A 19,889-nucleotide genomic window follows, 5' to 3' on the forward strand; every position below is an offset into this window, starting at 1 on the left:
ATTCCGAACTCGGCAGTTAAGCCCGCCATCGCCGGATGTACTGGGGCGCCAGGCCCCGGGAGATAAGGGCGCCGCGCTCGCGAGGGGCGCTCCCCGACGGGGGGCGCAGGGGCCGCCTTCGGGCGGCTCTTTTTGTTTTTAATAGGCTCAGCCACTGTCTCGCGTCTTTTTCTAGGCTTGTTTGACGCACTGTTTGCATCTCCTATTCATAAACGCATGCATATACATAAAAAGGCTCCAGCTTTCTGGAGCCTTTTGCTTTTGCTGCGCCATGTTGTTCTGTTGAGTGCCGCGATTCGTTGATCGAGGCTGTGTCGTATGGCACTTGCTTTGACGACAGCTCTTAGTTTGCGAATACGTTTTCGGTCCATGCATCGATGTTTTCGATGCGGATGATGCTTGCTACTTCGCGGATAAGATCGAGAGATTCGAGCTGCGTTTTCGCCTTTTCCATGTCGCCTTCGCGCGTCTGATGGGTCATGTAAATGAGCGTTTTCGCATCGCTGTCGCCGGTGTCGTACTGACTGATGTACGAAATCGAAATCTCGTTATCTGCGAAGATCTTTGTTGCCTGGGCTAGTACGCCAAGTTTGTCTTCCACCGTGAGACGAATGTAGAACTTCGATTTGAGGTCGGAAATATTGCGAATGGCGAGGTTATGCCCAAAGGGCTCGCTTTCGGGCAGCGGAGAGCGGCCCTGGGAAATGGGCGTGGCAAGCGCCATGACATCTCCCACGACGGCGCTTGCGGTGGGGAATGATCCTGCGCCGGCTCCGTAGAACATGGTTTCGCCAACGGCGTCGCCCACCACGTACACTGCGTTCATGGCACCGGATACGCTGGCCAGAAGATGGTTGCGAGGAATCATCGTGGGATGCACACGTACGTCGACGCCCTCATCGGTGTTGCGCGCGATGGCGAGCAGCTTGATGGCATAGCCGAACTCTTTCGCCATTTCCATATCGATGCTGGATATGGCACGGATTCCCTGCATGTACACGTCGTCGGTGGTGATGCGGGTTCGGAATCCGATAGAGGCAAGAATGGCGATTTTCGAAGCCGCGTCAAAGCCATCGACGTCGGCCGTGGGGTCGGCTTCCGCGTAACCGGCAGCCTGTGCGTCGGCCAAAACGTCTTCGAAGGAGGAACCTTCGGCCTCCATGCGGGAAAGGATGTAGTTGGTAGTGCCGTTCATGATGCCGGCGATAGTGAGCGTCTCGTTCGCTATCAGGTTGTGTTCGAGGGCATTCACCACAGGGATGCCGCCGGCGGCTGCAGCTTCGCACTTAATGGCCACGCCGCGTTCTGCGGCAGCGCTGGCAAGGTGCTCCATTTTACGGCCAAGCAGCGCCTTATTGGCAGATACGACATGCTTGCCCGCCTTGAAAGACTCCTCGAAAATCTCGGTAGCAGGATGCTCGCCGCCGATAAGCTCAATGACGATATCAATATCAGGGTCGGAAACGACGTCGTGCCAATCGGTGGTGAACGTGTCGATAACGCCGAGGCGCTGAGCCTCTGCATCGTTTCGGCTGCACGTGCGTTTCAGGCAAAGATCGACGCCGTAATGTTCCACGTATTCGTCGTGATGCTTCTGAATCAGGCGCACCACGCCGCTCCCCACGGTTCCAAGGCCGATGAGGCCGATATTGACTGCTCGCATGTGCTTCCTCTCTTTCTTTGGTCGATAAGGAGGCGGACAGATCTCGTAATGATTACGGGTTTCATACGGTCCCGTTGTGCTTGTACAGCAGAATTGTACAGAAAACGCAGCAGGACGGACCCCGTTGTTCGCTTCCTTACGAAAGAAGGGCGTCTTGCATGGGTGGGTGGTGCATAGAGGCTTCTCACTATGGCCCAAATGGGCGAGACGGAGCGACGTGCGTTTCTGTCGCGCGATTGATCGCACGATACGTTCTAAAGAGCGCTTGAAAGAAACTTTTTTCGGAAGAACGCATTTTTTACTTGCGTTTGGGGAAGATGACGAGTAATATAACAACTCGCTTCTTAAGAAGCAGGCTGCAAAGCCACGCGGGCGTGGCGGAATTGGCAGACGCGTACGGTTCAGGTCCGTATGGGGGCAACCCCATGGAGGTTCAAGTCCTCTCGCCCGCACCACTTCGAATCGAGACCCGGCTTCGACCGGGTTTTTTATTTCTCTGATTCGCTTCGTACCTTGCGCGCAAATTCGATTGCAGGAGCCGAGAACACTTTGCCAATGACCTGAAGGCGCGCATCGAAATGCTCGTCGCATGGCTTGCCCGCTTGTTCTCCGAGTATGCCGACGATGCCTGATGCCATAAAGGATGCAACGATTCGCACATCTTCTTGGTCAAGGGCAACTCCGAATCTTTCCGCCCATGTCTTCATGAGCGCTTGCTTGAAGCGCTCGACGAGGCGCGCTGATCCATTCTCTCCGATAAGCAAGCATGTCCGCTCTACGGCATGGCGTTCGCTTTCCCCGAGCGCAAGGGATTCTGCTTCTCCAAAGAGAAACGCTTCGACGAGTTTGACGATGCCGGAGGGGACGGTGGCATCGACCGCGCGTTCTGCGAGGTCATCTATCGAGTCGAAATAGTAGTAAAAAGTCGCGCGGTTGCACTTTGCCTGCCGCGCGATCGATGCAGCGGTTATCTCCTGATAGGGCGTATGGGAAAGCTGGCTCCAGAAAACTTCGACCATACGTTTCTCGGCGCTTTTCTCTCCGGAATCCTTTCGTGGCCTTGGCATGGCGTCCTCCTGGCGGTTCTTTTCGCAAATAACGAACTCGACGTTTCCGTATGGATCGTTGGTTTTATTCCCTGGGCTGCCTTGGGATAATCAAATTATCCAACATATGTTGGGTTTTGTGTATCGAGAAAGGGGTCGCCATGGGAAAGGGGAGCGTTATTGCCCTCGATGCCGTGACAAAAGTCCTTGGAAAGAAAGCGCGCATCGAGAATCTTTCATTCTTTTGCGAACCCGGAAAGGTGTACGGGCTCCTTGGTCCAAACGGGGCGGGCAAGACGACTCTGATGAATCTCATAACCGGGCTTTATCGTCCGACATCCGGAATGGTTAGAGTATTGGAGTTGGATCCGGTGCGTGATGCGAGGAAAGTGCGACGCGAGATCGGACTGGTGCCGCAGGAAACGTCGCTTTATCCGGAGCTCTCGGCGTTGGAGAATTTGCGCTTCCATGCCGCGCTCTACTTGAATGATTCTCGTGCGGCAGCGCGGCGTATCGAAGAAGTGCTCGAGCTTGTTGACCTGTCCGACCGCGCGAAAGACCCGGTAGGCGCTTATTCGGGCGGCATGAAACGGCGACTCGCGCTTGGCCGCGCGATGCTCGCCAACCCGCGTATCTTGCTGCTCGATGAGCCAACGCTTGGCGTTGACGTGCAGGGCACTCACCGTATTTGGGACTACGTGCGGCGTTTCAAGGACGAGGGGCGTACGGTTCTCATCTCCACCAATGTGATGGCGGAGGCCGATGCGCTTGCCGATGAGATTCTGCTGCTTGACCATGGTAGGAAGGTGCGTTTCGGCACGCCCGAGACACTTAAGGCCGAGGCGGGGACGACCGTGGTGAGGATATTCCCTGCGCCTGATTCTCGTTTTGACGAGAGCGCGCTGCGTGAGCGCTTGGGCGATTTCTCTTTCGACGGCGAAGTCATCGTGGTCGAGGCTCCTGGAGGCGAAGCAGATTTGGCGCGCATCCTTGGACTCGCCGAGGGCGTGGTCAGGCTTGCGGGTGTGGAATTGCGTCGTCCGACGCTCGACGATGCTTTTCTTGCGTTTACAGGCCGATCGCTGAGGGATTAGGGGTGCGCCATGAGTATTCCGAGAATAATTGGCAAGGAGCTAGCGAGCGTCAAAGAGAACATCCCGTTCAATCTTGCCACTGTCATATCGCCGCTACTTTTCCTGGGCGCTTTTGCTGTGATGGTATCAGGAGGCATTACTATCCCCGTAGAGACACAGCCCGCGGCATCCGGGTCGGCGTTTCTGCAGGCGACCGAGGAATATCGGGCTCCTGATGGGACACCTTATCTCGAGCTAGAGGCCGCGCCTGCGGAGGGCGTCCCTGACGGGCGTAGTGCCGACCGCTACATCGTTGAGGATGAACCCATTGTAGGGGAGAAGGGCGCTACGGGCACGATCGTGCACCTCGTCAACGATGTGAATTCGAACATGACCAAGAACTATGCCAATCGTTTGACCGGCGCGCTTGTTGACTATATTGACGCAAACCGGAATGTGGGCACCATCGAGGTAGTTGAGCAGACGCGGTACGAGGAGGATATCCCCTGGGATGAGAGCTTTGCCGTGAGTGCGCTTGTGTTCGGCGCGATGCTCGCAGGGCTTTTGTTCGGGCAGCTCTCAATGACGAGCGAATGGGAGAATGCGACGGCGAAACTGCTCGTGCTTTCCCCGTGCCCTGCCATGTATATTGTGGCGGGAAAGGTTGTCGCCGCATTCCTCAAGGCGCTTGTTGCCGGCGTGGTTCTCGTTGGAGTGGTGGCGCTCATGTATGGTCGAACGCTTGCGAGTGCCCCATGGCTCGTCGCATCGCTCTGCTTGATGTATGTTGCGTTTGCGAGTTTGGGGCTCGCTTTGGGCATCGCGGTGCGCTCCGCTATGACTGCGTTTCTTGTGTCGCTCGTAGCATCGCTGTGCCTGTGGGTCGCGGGCGGTGGTTTTGGCGATTTATCCTACTTCGGCCAAGCGGCACAGGTGCTAGGCATGGTGAATCCTGCCACCTATGCTCTCGACGCGGTGCGTTACGCGTACTTTGGTGGCGTGGCGAGTCCGACACCGCTTATCGTGCTCGCAGCCGGCGCGACATTAACGGTCGCGGCGGTGTGCGCTCTCTATGCACGGTGGACGAGAAGCGAAAGGGCGGTATCATGAGCCTCTTTATCCAAGAGTTAAAGAAACTACTCGTGCTCACGAAGGCTGATCCGAAGTCGCTTGCGGCGGGCATCATCGCACCAACTATCATCCTCGTTATTTTCGCGCTTACGTTTGGCAACTTCGTTGCGCTCAAGCTTGCGGTTGTGGACGATGACGCGGGCGATCTTGGGACGGCGTTTCAAGAGGCGGTGTTTTCGCAGACTTCGCCATTATCCGGAGAGCCCTATTTTGAGGCGATTGAGGCGGACGCCGATGAGGCGGCGAGGCTGTACGAGCAGGGGCGTGTTAATGGCATTCTGACGATTCCCGAGGACTTTTCGGAACGTCTTACGTCGGGCGCATCTGCTCAAATTTTCTATGCGTTCGATAACTACAATACCGACATGGCGAAGAACTTACGCTTATACCTCGACGAAGGCATTTTCACGTTCTATCAGAGCCATATGTCCGGCATGGAGATCGAGGTTCAACGGGAGTACGCCGTGGGCGCGCAGCTTGACTGGTTCGCCATCATCGCGGCAGGTGTTTTCATGCTAGCGTTTCTCATGGGGTCGATGTTCAACTTCCTCTATCTGCTCAACAAGGAGCGCGTGTACGCGACGCTCTCCGAATATCGACTCGCACCGGTGTCGCTTCTGCCTACGTTCGCGGCGCGTATTGTGGTCGCCTTGCTTGCCGGGGCGCTTGGGGCGGGGGTGAACGCGCTGCTTATTCTGCTTCTTACGGGTGTGAACCTTGCGAATCGCTTGTTGGCGATTCTGCCTGTCCTTTTGGTATTGGGCGTCGCATTCATATCGTTCGCCGCTATCGTTTCGCTTACCGTGCGCAAGTTCAGCGGAGCCGCGATGCTGTCGATGGTGACCGCTGTAGTGGCGTGGTTTCTCTCTGGTGCCACGACTTCGGTGAAATACGCCACGGGCGTGTTACTTGATGTGGCGCTTGCCTTGCCTTCGAGTTACGGCCTTTCGCAGATTCGCGCGGCGGTATTCGGCGTTGACCAGAGCGTCGGCGGCTTGCTCGCTGCGGGCAAGGGGTGGTTGGTGATGGGGACGTATGCCATCGTCTTGGCGACGGTTGCGTGGTTTGTCTACCGAAAACGCTTGGGCGGAGGCGCACCAATGCGGTATGCGCTATTGCGGCGGTTGCGGACGCGGGCCTAAGTCGGATTTGATTTTCTGATTGCATTTTTCCTACTGTATGGCATAAAGGGCAAAGAGGCACATGGCTGCGCTATGATTGCGTTCGAACCATGACGATGTCAGCATGTGGCTGGCGCGCATGAAGGAGGCGCGCCAGTTCACGTGCTTTTGAGCGCTTCTGTCGCTTGCAAATAAAGCGCTGCCGACGTTTACGAAAGAGGGTTTCGATGCCTCGTTTTATGCCTGATGCTACCTTGGTGTTTTCCGGCCTGGGATACGACGCCCAGGGGCCGTACATCCAGGTGAACAATCTGCAGAAAAAGGTGCAGATGCGTCTGCCCGTGCTGGGGCGCACGTTCACCATCCGCAAGCTTGAGCAGCGCTACTGCATTGGTGCATTCGACCTCAAGACCTATGAATCGCGCGCGTGCGATCTTATGGCTGAGCTTCCGCCGTTTTCTGACTATAAAGACGATATGTGCCCCGCCTGTCGCGAAGCCACCGGTTTCAATCCGGCGTTCTACAACGCCGATGCCATTTCGCCCCAGCAACGCGAATACAACAAGACACCGCACTTCGTGTACATGGCGTATTTCTCGCCGGCGCATCTCAAGGTGGGCATCTCGTCCGAAACGCGCGGCATCGAGCGCCTGCTTGAACAGGGCGCTCGCGTGGCGGGCATTCTCAAACGCTATCCCAACGCCGATGAGGCGCGTGGTCTCGAAGCGCATCTGTGCGCCCAAGAGGGCATCCTGGAAACCATGCGCGTTTCGACGAAGAACCGCCTTTTGAGCGAGTCGTTCAATGCGCAGGAGGCAATTGAGTGCGTGATGCGCACTGCGCGCGAACACGGAGTCGAGCCCGAGTGCGGCTGCCTTGACCTGACGCCCTATTACTTCGGCGAAGGAGCGAGCGTTCCCCCGATGATTCAACCGCCCGATACCGCTCCTGCCGATATGTGCGCAGGACGCTGCGTGGGCATGATCGGCGGCACACTGGCGCTCGAGCAGGATGGCAACGTTTTCGTGGTGCCTATCAAAGAATGGGAGTCACATGCCTTGGAGATCACCGTCGGCGAGGTGTTGTGCGAATACGACTACGAACCGCAGCAAATGGGACTATGGTAGGGGCAAAGGGGATTTTCGAGCATGTCCAATAGGCAAGATGACCTGCAAATTGATATGAGTGCCGGGTGCTCGGGCTGCCCGGGGTGTACGGCGGGGTCGCATGCTGTGTGCCCCGAGACGCTTGACAAGCTGCCGGTGGGCAAAGACGCCATAATCGATTCGGTTCGGTGCGCCGAAACGTCTTTGCGCAAGCATATTCTGGATATGGGGCTGACGCCTGGCACCGAGGTGACGCTGGTCAAATGCGCGCCGATGGGGGATCCGCTGGAGCTTCGGTTGCGCGGCTATGAGCTCACGCTTCGCAAGGCCGACGCGGCGCATATCTATCTTCGGGGCGTGCACGATGCGCACAACACGCCTCGCCCCAATCCCCATGCTGCCGCTACGCCCCATCCCGGCAAAGGCGAATCGGGTGCGTATCGCCCGCGCGGCGAAGAGCGTCCGCTGGCTGCCGACGCTGCCATCAATTTTGCGCTGGCGGGTAACCAGAACTGCGGCAAGACCACGTTGTTCAACCAGCTCACCGGCTCGAATCAGCACGTGGGTAATTTCCCGGGCGTCACCGTGGGACGCAAAGACGGCGTGATTCGCGGGCATGACAACGCCACGGTGACCGACCTGCCGGGCATCTACTCGCTTTCGCCCTATACCGGCGAAGAAGTGGTGACGCGTGAGTTCTTGCTCGGGGACAAGCCGGAGGGCATCATCAATATCGTGGATGCCACCAACATCGAGCGTAACTTGTACCTGACGCTCCAGCTTATGGAATTGGATATTCCCATGGTGCTCGCGCTCAATATGATGGACGAGGTAACCGCAAACGGCGGCTCGATCGATATCAATGCGCTTGAGGCGCAGCTGGGCATACCCGTGGTGCCTATTTCCGCCGCAAAAAACGAGGGTATCGATGAGCTGGTCGATCATGCGATTCACGTGGCGCGTTATCGCGAACGTCCGGGTCGCTTCGACTTCTGTCATCCCGACGGTCCCGACGGAGGCGCGCTGCACCGCTGTATCCATGGCATATCGGAGCTGGTGGAAGACCACGCGACGCGTGCGGGAATCCCTCTGAGGTTCGCCGCCACCAAGCTCGTGGAGGATGATAGCCTGGTGTTCGACGCGCTGGACCTGGATGCCAACGAGCGCGACGCCATCGAGCATGTGGTTTCTCAGATGGAAGAGGAAAGCGGCAAAGATCGCATGGCGGCGCTTGCTGACATGCGTTTCGGCTTCATCGACGAGGTGTGCGCCGCGACGGTGACCAAGCCGCGCGAAAGCCGTGAGCATAAGCGCTCCGTGGCCGCCGACCGCATCCTTACAGGCAAATACACCGCGTTGCCGGTCTTTCTTTTGATTATGGGTGTGGTGTTTTGGCTCACCTTCGGCGTGATAGGCGAGTGGCTTTCGGGGCTCATGGACTTGGCGGTGGGCTGGATCACCGATATCGTTGACGCGGGCCTGACGCTGTGGGGCGTGAACCCCGTGGTGCACTCGCTGGTCATCGACGGCGCGTTCGCCGGCGTGGGCAGCGTGCTGAGCTTTCTGCCTATCATCGTGGTGCTGTTCTTCTTCCTATCGCTGTTGGAAGATTCCGGCTATATGGCGCGCGTGGCGTTCGTCATGGACAAGCTGCTGCGCAAGCTGGGTCTGTCCGGTCGCAGCTTCGTGCCCATGCTTATCGGCTTCGGCTGCAGCGTGCCCGCCATCATGGCCACGCGTACGCTTCCGTCCGAGCGCGACCGTCGCATGACGGTGATGCTCACGCCCTTTATGAGCTGCTCTGCCAAGCTGCCTATCTACGCGTTGTTCACGGCGGCGTTTTTCCCGCAGTACGGCGCTTTGGTGATGATTTGTCTGTATGTACTGGGCATCGTGGTGGGCATTGTGGTGGCGCTCGTCCTGAAGGGGACGGCGTTCAGGGGCGAACCGGTGCCGTTTGTCATGGAGCTGCCCAATTATCGCCTGCCCTCGTTTGCCAATATGGGGCGTCTGGTATGGGAGAAGGCCAAGGACTTTCTGACGCGTGCGTTCACCATTATCTTCTTGGCGAGTGTCGTTATCTGGTTCTTGCAGACGTTCGATGTGCGGCTGAATGTGGTGGAGGATTCCGCGCAAAGCCTGCTTGCGCTGCTGGGCGGCGTGCTTGCCCCGCTCTTCGCGCCTTTGGGATTCGGCGATTGGCAGGCATCTACGGCGCTCGTGACGGGCTTTGTGGCCAAGGAAAGCGTGGTGAGCACGTTGACCGTGTTGGTAGGCGGCGGTGCGGAGGCGCTTTCGACCATGTTTACGCCGCTGACCGCGTTCACGTTCTTGGTGTTCGCGCTGTTGTACACGCCATGCGTGGCTGCCATTGCGGCGGTGCGCAACGAACTCGGCGCGAAAAGCGCGATTGGCGTCGTGCTCATGCAATGCGGCGTCGCCTGGATTGTGGCGTTCATCGTGCATTCGATAGGAATGCTGTTCGTGTAGATACAAACATACCGTGCGACTTTTGCTCTGGATGAGAGGTAGGAAGGTTCCGGCAAGAAACCGGCAAGATTTCGGCAAGGATTTATCGAGGGTTCGACGGGAAAGCATCAGGCGCTTTGTGTCATCGCAGATCCAAAATACGCAAGATTTGCGAGCAAGGACGGTCAGCTATCGCATAATCTGCGCCGCAAAAACCGAATGCACGGGAAAGGGTTTGGCAAGGTTTTCAAGCTATGCTGGAATTCGTCAGGTTACGAATCGGGCGATTTCCACGAGGAAGAATGCACGCTTGGCGAACGTGGAGTCAGCATGCTGGCGGGCGGGCCGCGAAAGATGTTTTTGGCGCATGGTATACTCCGGGGCAAATGAGGAAATTGTTCGGTTCATGAGATGAGGAGGTGAAACGATGGCAACCGAATCGTTCTTCAAAACATTCAGATCGACTCCGGAAGGCTGGCTGCAAGTAGCCAAAGATATGCTGAGCGACGAGCCCAGCAAAATCCAGCAGGAAATTCTCGCGATGCCGCATAACACTGTGCGGGCCGGTGTGGATATCTCTTTTGAAGAGCTTTTTAATGAATTCGGGAGTGAGGCGATATCGCATGCGTCTCAATAATATCCTTCTTTTTTCTGTCAGGGAATTAGCAGAGAGGTTCTCTCGAAGAGCGCTAGAGAAAATGATGGATGATTTCTCATACTCGAGGGATAGATCCATTGAGCATTTCATTCATGATGAGGCTCTTGAATTCTCGGAAGAGATGTACGGCACAACGTATGTTTTTCTCGAACGTGATTCCTGGATGCGGGGAAGGCTTCGCGTGATGGGAATATTTACACTTGCGATAGCGGCAACGGATTTCAGTGGACTTTCGAAATCACAAATGAAGAAAGTATTCGGCCATAAGACACGAGGTAAAGTTGGCCCTCATCGAGGAGCTTGGCTGCTTGGCCAATTTGCGCGAGCAGACGGGGTTGCACCGTATGAGTTGTCAAGCAAGGAGATGTATCGATGCGTATTGGAGGTTTTGCGCAGCTTGCGTGAGGCTTCCTCAGGACGCGTGTTGGTGCTGTAATGCGCGCCAGAGCTGGTCTCTGTTTATGAATCGTATGATTTCAAAATACTCCCTCAGCCCTCTGATGTCTCTTCGCGCGGTCTTGTGACAATGTATGCCATCCCGGAGCCCAAACGTTCACCACTTTATGCGGCTTAAGAGAAATATCCGATAACCGTGCGCAGGCCCGCCATGACGGCGGGCCTGCTTATAGGAAAGACGAGGGTGTGCAATCCGGGGAGACTAAGGTTTAGCTTACTGCGCAGCGCGGAGGACCTTTTGCATGATGAGTTGGATGAGCTCGTCGATGGGCATGTTGGCGTCGTCTTCGAGCCAAGCGGTAATGACGGCGAGCAGGCCTGAAAGGTAGAACTCTTTTACGAAGCGTTCTTCCGTCGAAGAAAACGAGCCGGCGGGACTTAGATACACTTCGACAAGCGGCCAGATGAGTTCTTTGAAGCGCGCCTTGAACCGAGGGTCGCCGTCGTCGCCTAGGAGCCTGGCGATGACGCGCCCGCGTTCGTAGGATTTGGCCAGCCCGATGATGAACCCCATGTTGCCCTGGATATCGAGGATGCCGTCTTTGATAAGTCGCTTCTGAATGAGGGCATCGATGGTATCGAGGATTTCCTGCTCCATCTGCTCGAGGATGTCGTAGACGTCCCTGTAATACAGATAGAACGTGCCCCGGTTGTATCCGGCGCGATCGGTGATTTCTTTGATGGATATCTTCGTGATGGGGCGCTCGGAATAGAGGCTCCAGAACGCTTGCTGCAGATTGCGCCGCGTTTGGGCGGTGACTTCCGGCTGCTTGTTCGCCATCATTCCTCCTGACGGCCGCCCCTGGCGGCACAGGAAGCTTTCAGAACCTGGATTCCTTCAGTCATGACCGCAAGGCCATTCCTGTCAGGAATCCAGAACCTTCAAGCCTCCTGCACTCGCCAGTGACGTCCTGGCTTTTACCCGTTTGCGGCTGTTCGTATCGGTATGTCGCTGCACCTCGCGTCGCCTGCTCAACAAACGGGTGACGATTGTTCATTGATGCGCGGTTTGCGCCTCCCGTATACTCATCATAATACAACAGGTTGTTCAGTGATGCTTTGCGTCGCTTAGGTACGTCGACGCAGGCTTAGCGAGGTTGATATGGCGTTCGTAGAGTTTCGCGATGTGCGCAAGATTTATCAGATGGGCGAGGTTCAGGTTGCCGCCGTCGACGGCATGAGTTTCGATATCGAGCAGGGCGAGCTGGTAGTGGTCGTGGGTCCTTCCGGCTCCGGCAAAACCACGTTGCTGAATATGCTCGGCGGTATGGATTCGTGCACGTCGGGCATCATTCGTCTTGATGGGCGCGTCGTAAGCGAATTCGGCCCCAAGGAGCTCACGGATTATCGTCGCTACGATATCGGATTCGTCTTCCAGTTCTACAACCTGGTTCAAAACCTTACGGCGCTGGAAAACGTAGAGCTGGCGGCTCAGATTTGCCGCGATCCGCTGCCGGCGGCAGAAGTGCTCGAACAGGTGGGCCTGGGGCATAGGCTGAACAACTTCCCCGCGCAGCTTTCCGGTGGCGAGCAGCAGCGCGTCGCCATTGCGCGCGCGCTTGCGAAGAACCCCAAGCTTCTACTGTGCGACGAGCCCACCGGCGCGCTTGACTACAAAACGGGTAAGTCGATTCTCAAGCTGCTGCAGGACACGTGCAACAATACCGGGCGTACCGTGATTCTGATCACGCATAACTCCGCATTCACGGCCATTGCCGACCGCGTCATCCATATCAAGGAGGGCAAGGTCGAATCGTGGGAGCTGAACGCTCATCCCGCACCCGCCGAGACGGTGGAATGGTAGCCGGGGCGGAGGCTGCATCATGAAAAGCGCATTCAACAAAGGCGTGCTGCGCTCCATCACCCATTCGCTGGGGCGCTTTTTGGCCATCGCTGTCATCGCGGCGTTGGGAACCGGCTTCTACGCCGGTTTGCGCATGACCGCGCCCGACATGAAGCTTGCAGGCGACATGTATTACGACGGTTCCAACCTGTGCGACCTGCGCGTTATGTCCACTCTGGGTCTTTCTGACGAAAATATCGAAGAGTTGCGCCAGGTGGAAGGTGTGGAAGGCGTCGAGGGGGCATGGGAGGTCGATGCGCTCGCCCTGGTGGAAAGCACGCAGTACACGGTGCGTATCCATTCGCTCGATGTTGACGCAGCGCAGGCAAGCGACACGTCCGACGGCGTGAACGCTGTGTCAGATGATGCCGACTACATCAATCGTCCGTTGTTGATTGAAGGCGAATGGCCCGATGAGCCCGGTGAGTGCGTGGTGTCTGCCGACGCCGTGACCGATAGCACAATCGAAATCGGCGATACGGTTCAACTGCTCGAGGGTACGCAGGACCTTGGCGATACGTTGGATGCTGATCAGTTCACCGTCGTGGGCTTCGTTCGCTCGTCGTACTATGCGTCGAGCACAAGTATGGGTTCTACTTCGCTGGGCAGCGGTGCGCTCGATCAGTTCATGTTTATCAACGAAGAGGATTTTGCCGACGATCTGCCGTACACAGAGGCGTTCATCACCGTGGCGGGCGCAAAGGATTTGCATGCTTCGAGCGCGGCGTACGACGATGCGGTGGCTGCGGTGGCGAAGCGCATCGAGGACTTGGGGCCGGAACTGTGCGCACAGCGGCTGGATGAAGTGAAGGGCGACGCTCAGGCGACGCTCGATGAGAGCCGCGCGGAATACGAGGCAGAGAAGGCGGATGCCGAGGCTCAGATCGCTGACGGCCAGAAAGAGCTCGATGACGCGAAAGCCCAGCTCGATGATGCAGCCAAGGAGATAGAGGACGGCCAGGCGCAAATCGATGACGGTTGGGCGCAGCTGAACGAAGGTGCGGCCCAGCTGCCAAGCGCCAAGGAGCAGCTGGATGCGAGCGCGGCAACCATCGCCGACTCTGAAGCGCAGTTGAACGTCGGTCAGAAGGAATACGAGGACGGCCTGGCTCAGTTCGAGCAGCAGAAGGCGGACGCGTATGCGCAGCTCGATGCGGGGCAGGCCGAAATCGACAAGAATCGCGAGACGGCCCAGGCGACGATTGACGACCTGCAAAGCAAACTCGATGCGGCGCAGTCGGGGCTGGCGGCGATTGACGCCCAGGTCCCCGATATGGACGGAGCCATTTCTCAGGCGCAAGCCGGAGTCGATACGGCGCAAGGTTATGTTGAGCAGGCACAAGCCGCCTTTAATGCTGCGCAGGCAGCTGTGGATGCCGCGGATCCCGAATCAGAAGAATACGCCGGTTTGGTGGCGGCGCGGGACGAGGCCCAGGGTGCACTCAGTGCTGCCAATACGGGCCTTCAAACAGCCCAAGGCGCTCTCCAGCAACTCCAGGGTTTGAAGACGCAGCGAGAGGAGCTGGCCGCTGCGATTTCTCAGCTTCAGGGCGGCATCGTGCAAGCCCAGGCGGGTCTCGACCAGATTGACGCCGCCCAGGCTGAGCTTGATTCTCAGCGTGCTGCGGCTGACGAGCAGTTCGCCCAGGCGCAGGAGACGCTCGATGCCTCCAAGGCGCAGCTCGATGACGGCTGGGCCCAGCTGGAATCCGGCAAGCAGGCGTACGCCGATGGCCTTGCGCAGTACCAGGATGGCGTGGCGCAGTACGAGTCCGGCAAGGTCACGCTCGAAGCGTCCGAGGAAGAGCTCGCTCAAGGCCGTGCCGAATACGAGGACGGCCTAGCGGAATACAAGGACGGCGTAAAAGAGTTTGAAGAGCAAAAGGCCCAGGCCGACGAGGAATTCGCCGACGCGGAGGCTCAGCTGGCAGACGCCCAGGCCGAAATCGACGATATCGAATCGCCCGAATGGTACGTGCTCGATCGCTCGAAGATCATGGGCGCCGAAAGCTTCGAATCCGATGCCAACCGCATCGACCAAATCGCCCAGGTGTTCCCGTTCATCTTCTTCCTGGTAGCAGCGCTGGTTTCGCTTACCACCATGACGCGTATGGTGGAAGAGGAGCGCGTGCTTATCGGCACGTACAAGGCGCTCGGCTATTCCAACGCGCGTATCACGTCGAAATACCTGCTGTACGCATTCGTGGCCAGCGGCGTGGGAAGCCTCATCGGCATCGTCGCGCTGTCCATGTTCCTGCCGTATTTCATCATGGAGGCCTATGCCATCGTGTATGCGGTGCCGCCGCGTCCCGTGCCGATCGATCCCGCTATAGCGCTTTCTGCCGCCGGGCTGGGCATCGGCATCACGTTGGTCGCAACCTGGGCGGCCGCCGCCTCGACGCTGCGCGAAACGCCTGCTGCGCTTATGCTCCCCCGCGCTCCCAAGGCTGGCAAGCGTATTCTGCTTGAGCGCATCAAGCCGCTGTGGAGCCGCATGTCGTTCTCGTGGAAGGTCACGGCGCGCAATATCTTCCGGTACAAGCGCCGCTTCTTCATGGCGATTATCGGCATCGCTGGTTGCACGGCGTTGCTGCTCACGGGTTTGGGCTTGCAGAATGCGATCAACGACATCATCGACAAGCAGTTCGGCGAGATTTATCACTACAACATGACCGTGCGTCTGGACGACGGCGTTTCTGACGAGGACGCTCGGGCGGTGTCTGACGTGCTGGATGACACGAGCCAGGTGAGCGAGCATACGTCTGCGAGGACCGCCAACATGATTGCGCGCTCCGATAGCCAGGACGAAGGTGCTGCCGACCAGCGGTTCGAGCTGGTGGTTCCGGAAGATGCCCAGAAGATGAGCGAGTATGTAACCATGCGTGAGCGCGTGGGGCATGCGGCGCTGACGCTTTCCGAAGACGGCGTTATTGTGAGCGAGAAACTCGCGACCGAGCTGGGCGTTTCTGCGGGCGACACCATTCGCATCTACGAGGAAGACTCTATCGGCAACGCCGAGGGCGACGGCTTTGAGGTGTCGGTGGCCGGCATCATGGAGAACTACGTGAGCCAATACGTGTTCATGTCGTCGGAACTGTACGAGAAGACGTTCGGCGAGACGCCGGAATTCTCTACGGTCTATGCCGTCGCAACCGACGATTTGAGCGTGCGCGAACAGATGAGCGACGACCTGCTTGCTATCGACAGCGTGAAAACGGTCGGCTACAACGACGAGACTATCGATTCGTATCGCACCATGCTCAAGAGTGTGGACTCGGTTGTCGTGGTGCTGATCATCGCCGCCGCCGCGCTGGCGTTCGTGGTGCTGTACAACCTTACTAATATCAACATCACCGAGCGCGCCCGCGAGATCGCTACGCTCAAAGTGCTTGGCTTCACGCCGCACGAGGTGAACGCGTACATCTATCGCGAAACCATCTTGCTCTCAATCATCGGAGCCCTTGTGGGCTGTGTGCTGGGCATCTGGATGGAGGGCTTCGTCGTGGTGACGGCCGAGGTCGACCAGGTGATGTTCGGGCGCGAGATTCATGCCTTGAGCTTCGTGATTGCCTTTGCGCTCACCATGGTGTTCTCGGTAATCGTGACCATCGCCATGCGCCGCAAGCTCGCCAAGATCGATATGGTGGAAAGCCTGAAATCCGTCGAGTAGCGGGCGGGCGAGTGCGACGGTTGTGCCTCGGCCGATTTCGGGAGTGAAAGCGCCTCGACCATTGCGAGGTGCTTCTCATTCTTGAGGAATACAGGAAGATCTAGGGGAACCAATACCCTACGAAATCGTGTTTGAAGGCGCGGTAGCCCTGGAGGTCGCACTCGTAGGAGAACTCCTTGATCAGATTGCCCTCGGCATCGTATTCGCCGAACACCATCGAGATGCCGCTGTTCACCACGTAGTTGTCTGATTCGGGCGCGTGCGACACGTTGGACACGATGCTCGAGTATGGCACGTCGAACGATGCGACCAGCTCGTACGTGCCCGCTGCCTCGTCGACCAGGTAACGGTACGCGTGGCTCGCTTCGCCGTTGTACATATCGGTGCTCACATCGGTGCCGTCAATGTCGGGCGTATAGCCGTCGCGCGTGGAAAGCGCCCAATAGTTGTTATCGAACATCAGCAGGTAATAGCTGTCCTCTGTGGGGCCTTCGCCATCGTATTCCACGCTGTGCTGGCCGTACTGCGGCGTGAAGTCGCCAATCTGGGTCAGATTGAGGCCCTCGTACGGCGTGTCCTCCCAGAAGGACTCTTCGCCGATGAAGTATGCGATTTCGGGCGTGCCGTGGACGGTGTCCACCTTGATGATGGTGGACGTCTCGCGCGACGACACGATGATGCTGTCGTCCTCCTCGAGGTATTCCACGGTGTTCAGGTGAATCCAATCGAGTTCGCCCGCCTGCCAGAAAAACGTGCTCGTAGCAGTGATGGGGTGCGTGAATTCTTCGACGTAATCGCTCATGAACTCGGTGAAGTCGATAAGCTCGGTTACCTCCCCGGTGGCAAGGTCGATATCGACGACCAAATCTTCCACCGGTTCGCTATCGGCGTGTTCGACCAAGGCTACGATGTGGCCGTCTTGGGCGTAGTTGATGTCGTGATGCAATACGTAATCGCCCAGGTCATAGGTCTGCAGCACGCGGCCCAGGCCGTCGATGCGCGCCAGCTTGCTCGCCGATGCGCACACCACGATCTGGTCGTCGTATTCGAGGATGCGATCGAGTCCCAGGCCTTCGGTCACCATCTCGTAGCGCATGGTGCCCTGATTGTCGTAGAAGAAGCCGTATCCCAGATACCCGTTCTGGCGCACGAGCGCGAACAGACCATCGGAGAGCTGTTGGGTCGATTCGCCTTCGGTCGATTCGAGCTGGGTGGCATAGCCTGACGCGGTTTCAGGCATATCGATGGAGAACGTAACTTCTTGGCGCACGTTGCCCCATTCGCCCGTGATGGTTATGGTCACCTGATTGGTGGCGCCGGGAACCAATCCGATGAGTTGGAATTCGTGCACGGTGGAGTATTCAGACTCCTGCTCTGCCTGCACGTCATCTTGGTCGAGGAAACAATTGCGCGCCGTAGCGGTCCACTCTTGGGCATCCGCATTGGACGTGGTCACGGTGTAGGTTACCTGCGTGGGCAGGTCGGTTTCGAAATACAAGTAGAGTCCGTTGCTTCCGGTGCCAGAGGGATTGAGCACGGCAAGCGGATTGGATGCCGTCCACTTGATGTCGAGGTTCTTAAGACCGTCAAGCGTATCGGCGATGCGCTGCTGGACGTCTTCGTCGTAATAGGTGAAGCCTTCGTCATCGACTTCGGCGGGAATGAGCTGTGCTACGCGCAGGTCTGAGTTCACGGCGGCTTCGTATAGCTCGATGTCGTCCTCGGTGCTGGCCAAGAGGTCGCCCGTTTCGGTGGTCCAATCCGAACGAACGGCCTGCTCCTGGGCGGTAAACGCCTTGCCTACGGCCACGGTGACGCCCCATGCTACAGCAGCAAGAACCACAAGCGCACACATGGCGATGACGACGCGCTTTTTCGTCATGCGTTTACGGCGTTTCGTCTGCGTGGGTGCGGCGGACGGTTCGGGCGTGGGCACGGGCTCGGTGGGCATGGACGTCGCTTTCTTGACAAGGTATTAAACGGATGAATGAAACAGTGCAAATAGTACGCCTGTTTAAAGCGCCTTACCATGCGCATCATATTTTGCGAACATTTTGCAAGCCTTAAGAGAAATGCAGGGTGGGGCAAGGGTGCATATAATCTATACGTGAGCAAATCTATACGCGAGCAGAGTTTATACGCGTGCGCGCTTGCGCGGTGCATGCGCTGCATTGGAAGTGGGGGGCAACATGGGCGAGCATTCCGCATATTGTTCGATGACGGGCGAAGAGGCGGGACGGGTGTACTTGCGGCGCGTGCGCACAGCCCGGGTGGTTTTCGGCATTGCCGCCGCGGTGTTTCTTTCGCTGGCTTTTTCTCGCGTGATATGGGGGCAGAGCATATTCGATATCTGGTATTGGCTTGCTCTCGCCGCCGTTTTCGTCATGGTGTTCGTATTTCGCATGCGGATGTCACAGCTGTTCAAGGGGCTGGTAGATATTGTCGAGCAGGACGGCGACCCAACGAAATACCGTGCGGCGGTTGAGGAAATCGGGCGCCGAAGCAAGTTGGAAATGTCGTCCGCCAGCCATTCGGTGGAGCTTGCTTATGCCGACCTCAATGACGCGAAGCCCTACGAAGCGCTGGAGTGCTTGGCGAGAACGCCTCTCAAGCGAGCGCGGAAAGTCGTTGCGTTTCGCGCGTTCAACGTGGAGATATTGGCTCGGATTGAAGTAGGCGACGAACAAGGGGCAAGGCTGGCTGCACAGCGGCTCAGCGAAATCAGCAAGCGCTTCAGGGGCGGTTCGCGCAATCGGCGTATCACCAGCGATCTCGTGGAAAACGCGGAGTTATGGCTGCGTCCCCATGAAGAATGGACTGCTGCAGACGGCGAATTCATCCGCAATCGTATGGCGCAGGTGCCGCCATCGCAATCGCGCGTGAGCTGGCAGCTGTATGCCGCGGAATACGAACTGCTCCACGGAAGCCGCGAGGAGGCGAAGCGTCTGCTTGACGAGCTCACGGCTGGCACCCTCACGCCCCGCAATCGCGCCCGCCTCGAACGCCTGCGCGATAGATAGGATGCATGAAAATTTGCCCGTATGGCTGGAGAAGGCAAAAAAGAAAAGCGCCCGTCGGACGAAAAACCGACGGGCGCTTCTTAGGAGGCTCTTTTACTTCTTGATCCAGGTGAACATGGAGCGAATCTTCTCGCCCGTCTTCTCGATCTCGTGCTCGTTGATGGCCTCGCGCTGCTCGAGCAGCCACTTGTGGCCGTTGTTGCAGTCGTCGACGAACTCCTGAGCGAACTCGCCGTTCTGGATGCGCTTCAGGATGAGCTTCATGGCCTCGCGGCTCTGCTCGTTGATGACCTTGGGGCCGGCGTAGTACTCGCCGTACTCGGCGGTGTTGGAGATGGAGTAGTTCATGAAATGGATGCCGCTCTCGTACATGAGGTCGACGATCATCTTCATCTCGTGGTAGCACTCGAAGTAGGCCAGCTCGGGCGGATAGCCGGCGTCGACCAGCGTCTCGAAACCAGCCTTGACCAGCTCAACCAGACCGCCGCAGAGCACTGCCTGCTCGCCGAACAGGTCTTCCTCGGTCTCCTCCTTGAAGGTGGCCTTGATGATGCCGGAGCGGGCACCGCCCACGCCCCAGCAGTAGGACAGCGCGATGTCCCAGGCGTCGCCGGTGGCATCCTGCTGCACGCA

The 19,889-nt window shown here is 57.8% G+C and carries 14 protein-coding genes, 1 tRNA gene and 1 pseudogene; 11 read left to right on the forward strand and 5 right to left on the reverse strand.

Annotated features, from left to right (window positions below; all coding sequences use genetic code 11):
* Positions 1-343 precede the first annotated feature (343 nt).
* The gene (locus Q0J60_RS07085) at positions 344-1,663 is read right to left on the reverse strand and encodes a homoserine dehydrogenase (RefSeq protein WP_294439985.1); all 1,320 of its coding nucleotides are present in this window, start codon (positions 1,661-1,663) and stop codon (positions 344-346) included.
* A gap of 368 nt (positions 1,664-2,031) precedes the next feature.
* Here Q0J60_RS07085 and Q0J60_RS07090 point away from each other — a divergent pair.
* Positions 2,032-2,118 (forward strand) — tRNA-Leu (locus tag Q0J60_RS07090).
* Between the two features lie 33 nt (positions 2,119-2,151).
* Here Q0J60_RS07090 and Q0J60_RS07095 read toward each other — a convergent pair.
* Positions 2,152-2,682, reverse strand: a complete 531-nt coding sequence (locus Q0J60_RS07095; RefSeq protein WP_294439987.1) for a TetR/AcrR family transcriptional regulator — start codon at positions 2,680-2,682, stop codon at positions 2,152-2,154.
* Positions 2,683-2,780: 98 nt separating this feature from the next.
* Between Q0J60_RS07095 and Q0J60_RS07100 the strand changes: the two genes are divergently transcribed.
* From Q0J60_RS07100 to Q0J60_RS07130, 7 genes are all read left to right on the forward strand, one after another.
* Positions 2,781-3,803, forward strand: a complete 1,023-nt coding sequence (locus tag Q0J60_RS07100) for an ABC transporter ATP-binding protein (RefSeq protein ID WP_294439989.1) — start codon at positions 2,781-2,783, stop codon at positions 3,801-3,803.
* A 9-nt stretch (positions 3,804-3,812) separates the two neighbouring features.
* Positions 3,813-4,892, forward strand: a complete 1,080-nt coding sequence (locus tag Q0J60_RS07105) for an ABC transporter permease (RefSeq protein ID WP_294439991.1) — start codon at positions 3,813-3,815, stop codon at positions 4,890-4,892.
* Positions 4,893-4,924: 32 nt separating this feature from the next.
* Positions 4,925-6,055 carry an ABC transporter permease gene (locus Q0J60_RS07110; RefSeq protein ID WP_294439993.1) on the forward strand — a complete coding sequence of 377 codons (1,131 nt, stop codon included), beginning with the start codon at positions 4,925-4,927 and terminating at the stop codon, positions 6,053-6,055.
* 218 nt (positions 6,056-6,273) lie between these two features.
* A complete protein-coding gene (locus tag Q0J60_RS07115; RefSeq protein WP_294439995.1) occupies positions 6,274-7,161 on the forward strand; it encodes a DUF2797 domain-containing protein in 888 nt (295 codons plus the stop codon).
* A gap of 21 nt (positions 7,162-7,182) precedes the next feature.
* Positions 7,183-9,630, forward strand: coding sequence for a ferrous iron transport protein B (feoB, locus tag Q0J60_RS07120; protein WP_294439997.1), 2,448 nt, complete (start codon positions 7,183-7,185; stop codon positions 9,628-9,630).
* Positions 9,631-10,036: 406 nt separating this feature from the next.
* On the forward strand, positions 10,037-10,246 hold the full coding sequence (locus Q0J60_RS07125; protein ID WP_294439999.1) for a hypothetical protein: 210 nt from the start codon (positions 10,037-10,039) through the stop codon (positions 10,244-10,246).
* Positions 10,233-10,703 carry a hypothetical protein gene (locus Q0J60_RS07130; RefSeq protein ID WP_294440001.1) on the forward strand — a complete coding sequence of 157 codons (471 nt, stop codon included), beginning with the start codon at positions 10,233-10,235 and terminating at the stop codon, positions 10,701-10,703. Before Q0J60_RS07125 ends, Q0J60_RS07130 begins: the two co-directional genes overlap by 14 nt.
* 234 nt (positions 10,704-10,937) lie before the next feature.
* Here the strand turns inward: Q0J60_RS07130 and Q0J60_RS07135 are convergent, their stop codons facing one another.
* Positions 10,938-11,504 (reverse strand): TetR/AcrR family transcriptional regulator, encoded by a 567-nt coding sequence (locus Q0J60_RS07135; protein ID WP_294440003.1) that lies wholly within the window; start codon positions 11,502-11,504, stop codon positions 10,938-10,940.
* 321 nt (positions 11,505-11,825) lie between these two features.
* On the opposite strand from Q0J60_RS07135, the gene Q0J60_RS07140 reads away from it, so the two are divergent.
* Both Q0J60_RS07140 and Q0J60_RS07145 read left to right on the forward strand, forming a co-directional pair.
* Positions 11,826-12,527: an ABC transporter ATP-binding protein gene (locus tag Q0J60_RS07140; RefSeq protein ID WP_294440005.1), complete on the forward strand. Its 702-nt coding sequence runs from the start codon at positions 11,826-11,828 to the stop codon at positions 12,525-12,527.
* Between the two features lie 19 nt (positions 12,528-12,546).
* Positions 12,547-16,236, forward strand: coding sequence for an FtsX-like permease family protein (locus Q0J60_RS07145; protein WP_294440010.1), 3,690 nt, complete (start codon positions 12,547-12,549; stop codon positions 16,234-16,236).
* 100 nt (positions 16,237-16,336) lie between these two features.
* On the opposite strand, the gene Q0J60_RS07150 is transcribed toward Q0J60_RS07145, so the two are convergent.
* Entirely contained in the window at positions 16,337-18,187 is a 1,851-nt protein-coding gene (locus tag Q0J60_RS07150) for an aryl-sulfate sulfotransferase (RefSeq protein ID WP_294440013.1), read from the reverse strand.
* 265 nt (positions 18,188-18,452) lie between these two features.
* Between Q0J60_RS07150 and Q0J60_RS07155 the strand changes: the two genes are divergently transcribed.
* Positions 18,453-19,256, forward strand: a complete 804-nt coding sequence (locus tag Q0J60_RS07155; protein ID WP_294440015.1) for a hypothetical protein — start codon at positions 18,453-18,455, stop codon at positions 19,254-19,256.
* 93 nt (positions 19,257-19,349) lie between these two features.
* Here Q0J60_RS07155 and Q0J60_RS07160 read toward each other — a convergent pair.
* Positions 19,350-19,889 (reverse strand): annotated as a pseudogene (locus Q0J60_RS07160) (ketol-acid reductoisomerase); the annotation flags it as partial.

The organism is uncultured Slackia sp., from assembly GCF_944321625.1.
Taxonomy (GTDB): domain Bacteria; phylum Actinomycetota; class Coriobacteriia; order Coriobacteriales; family Eggerthellaceae; genus Slackia.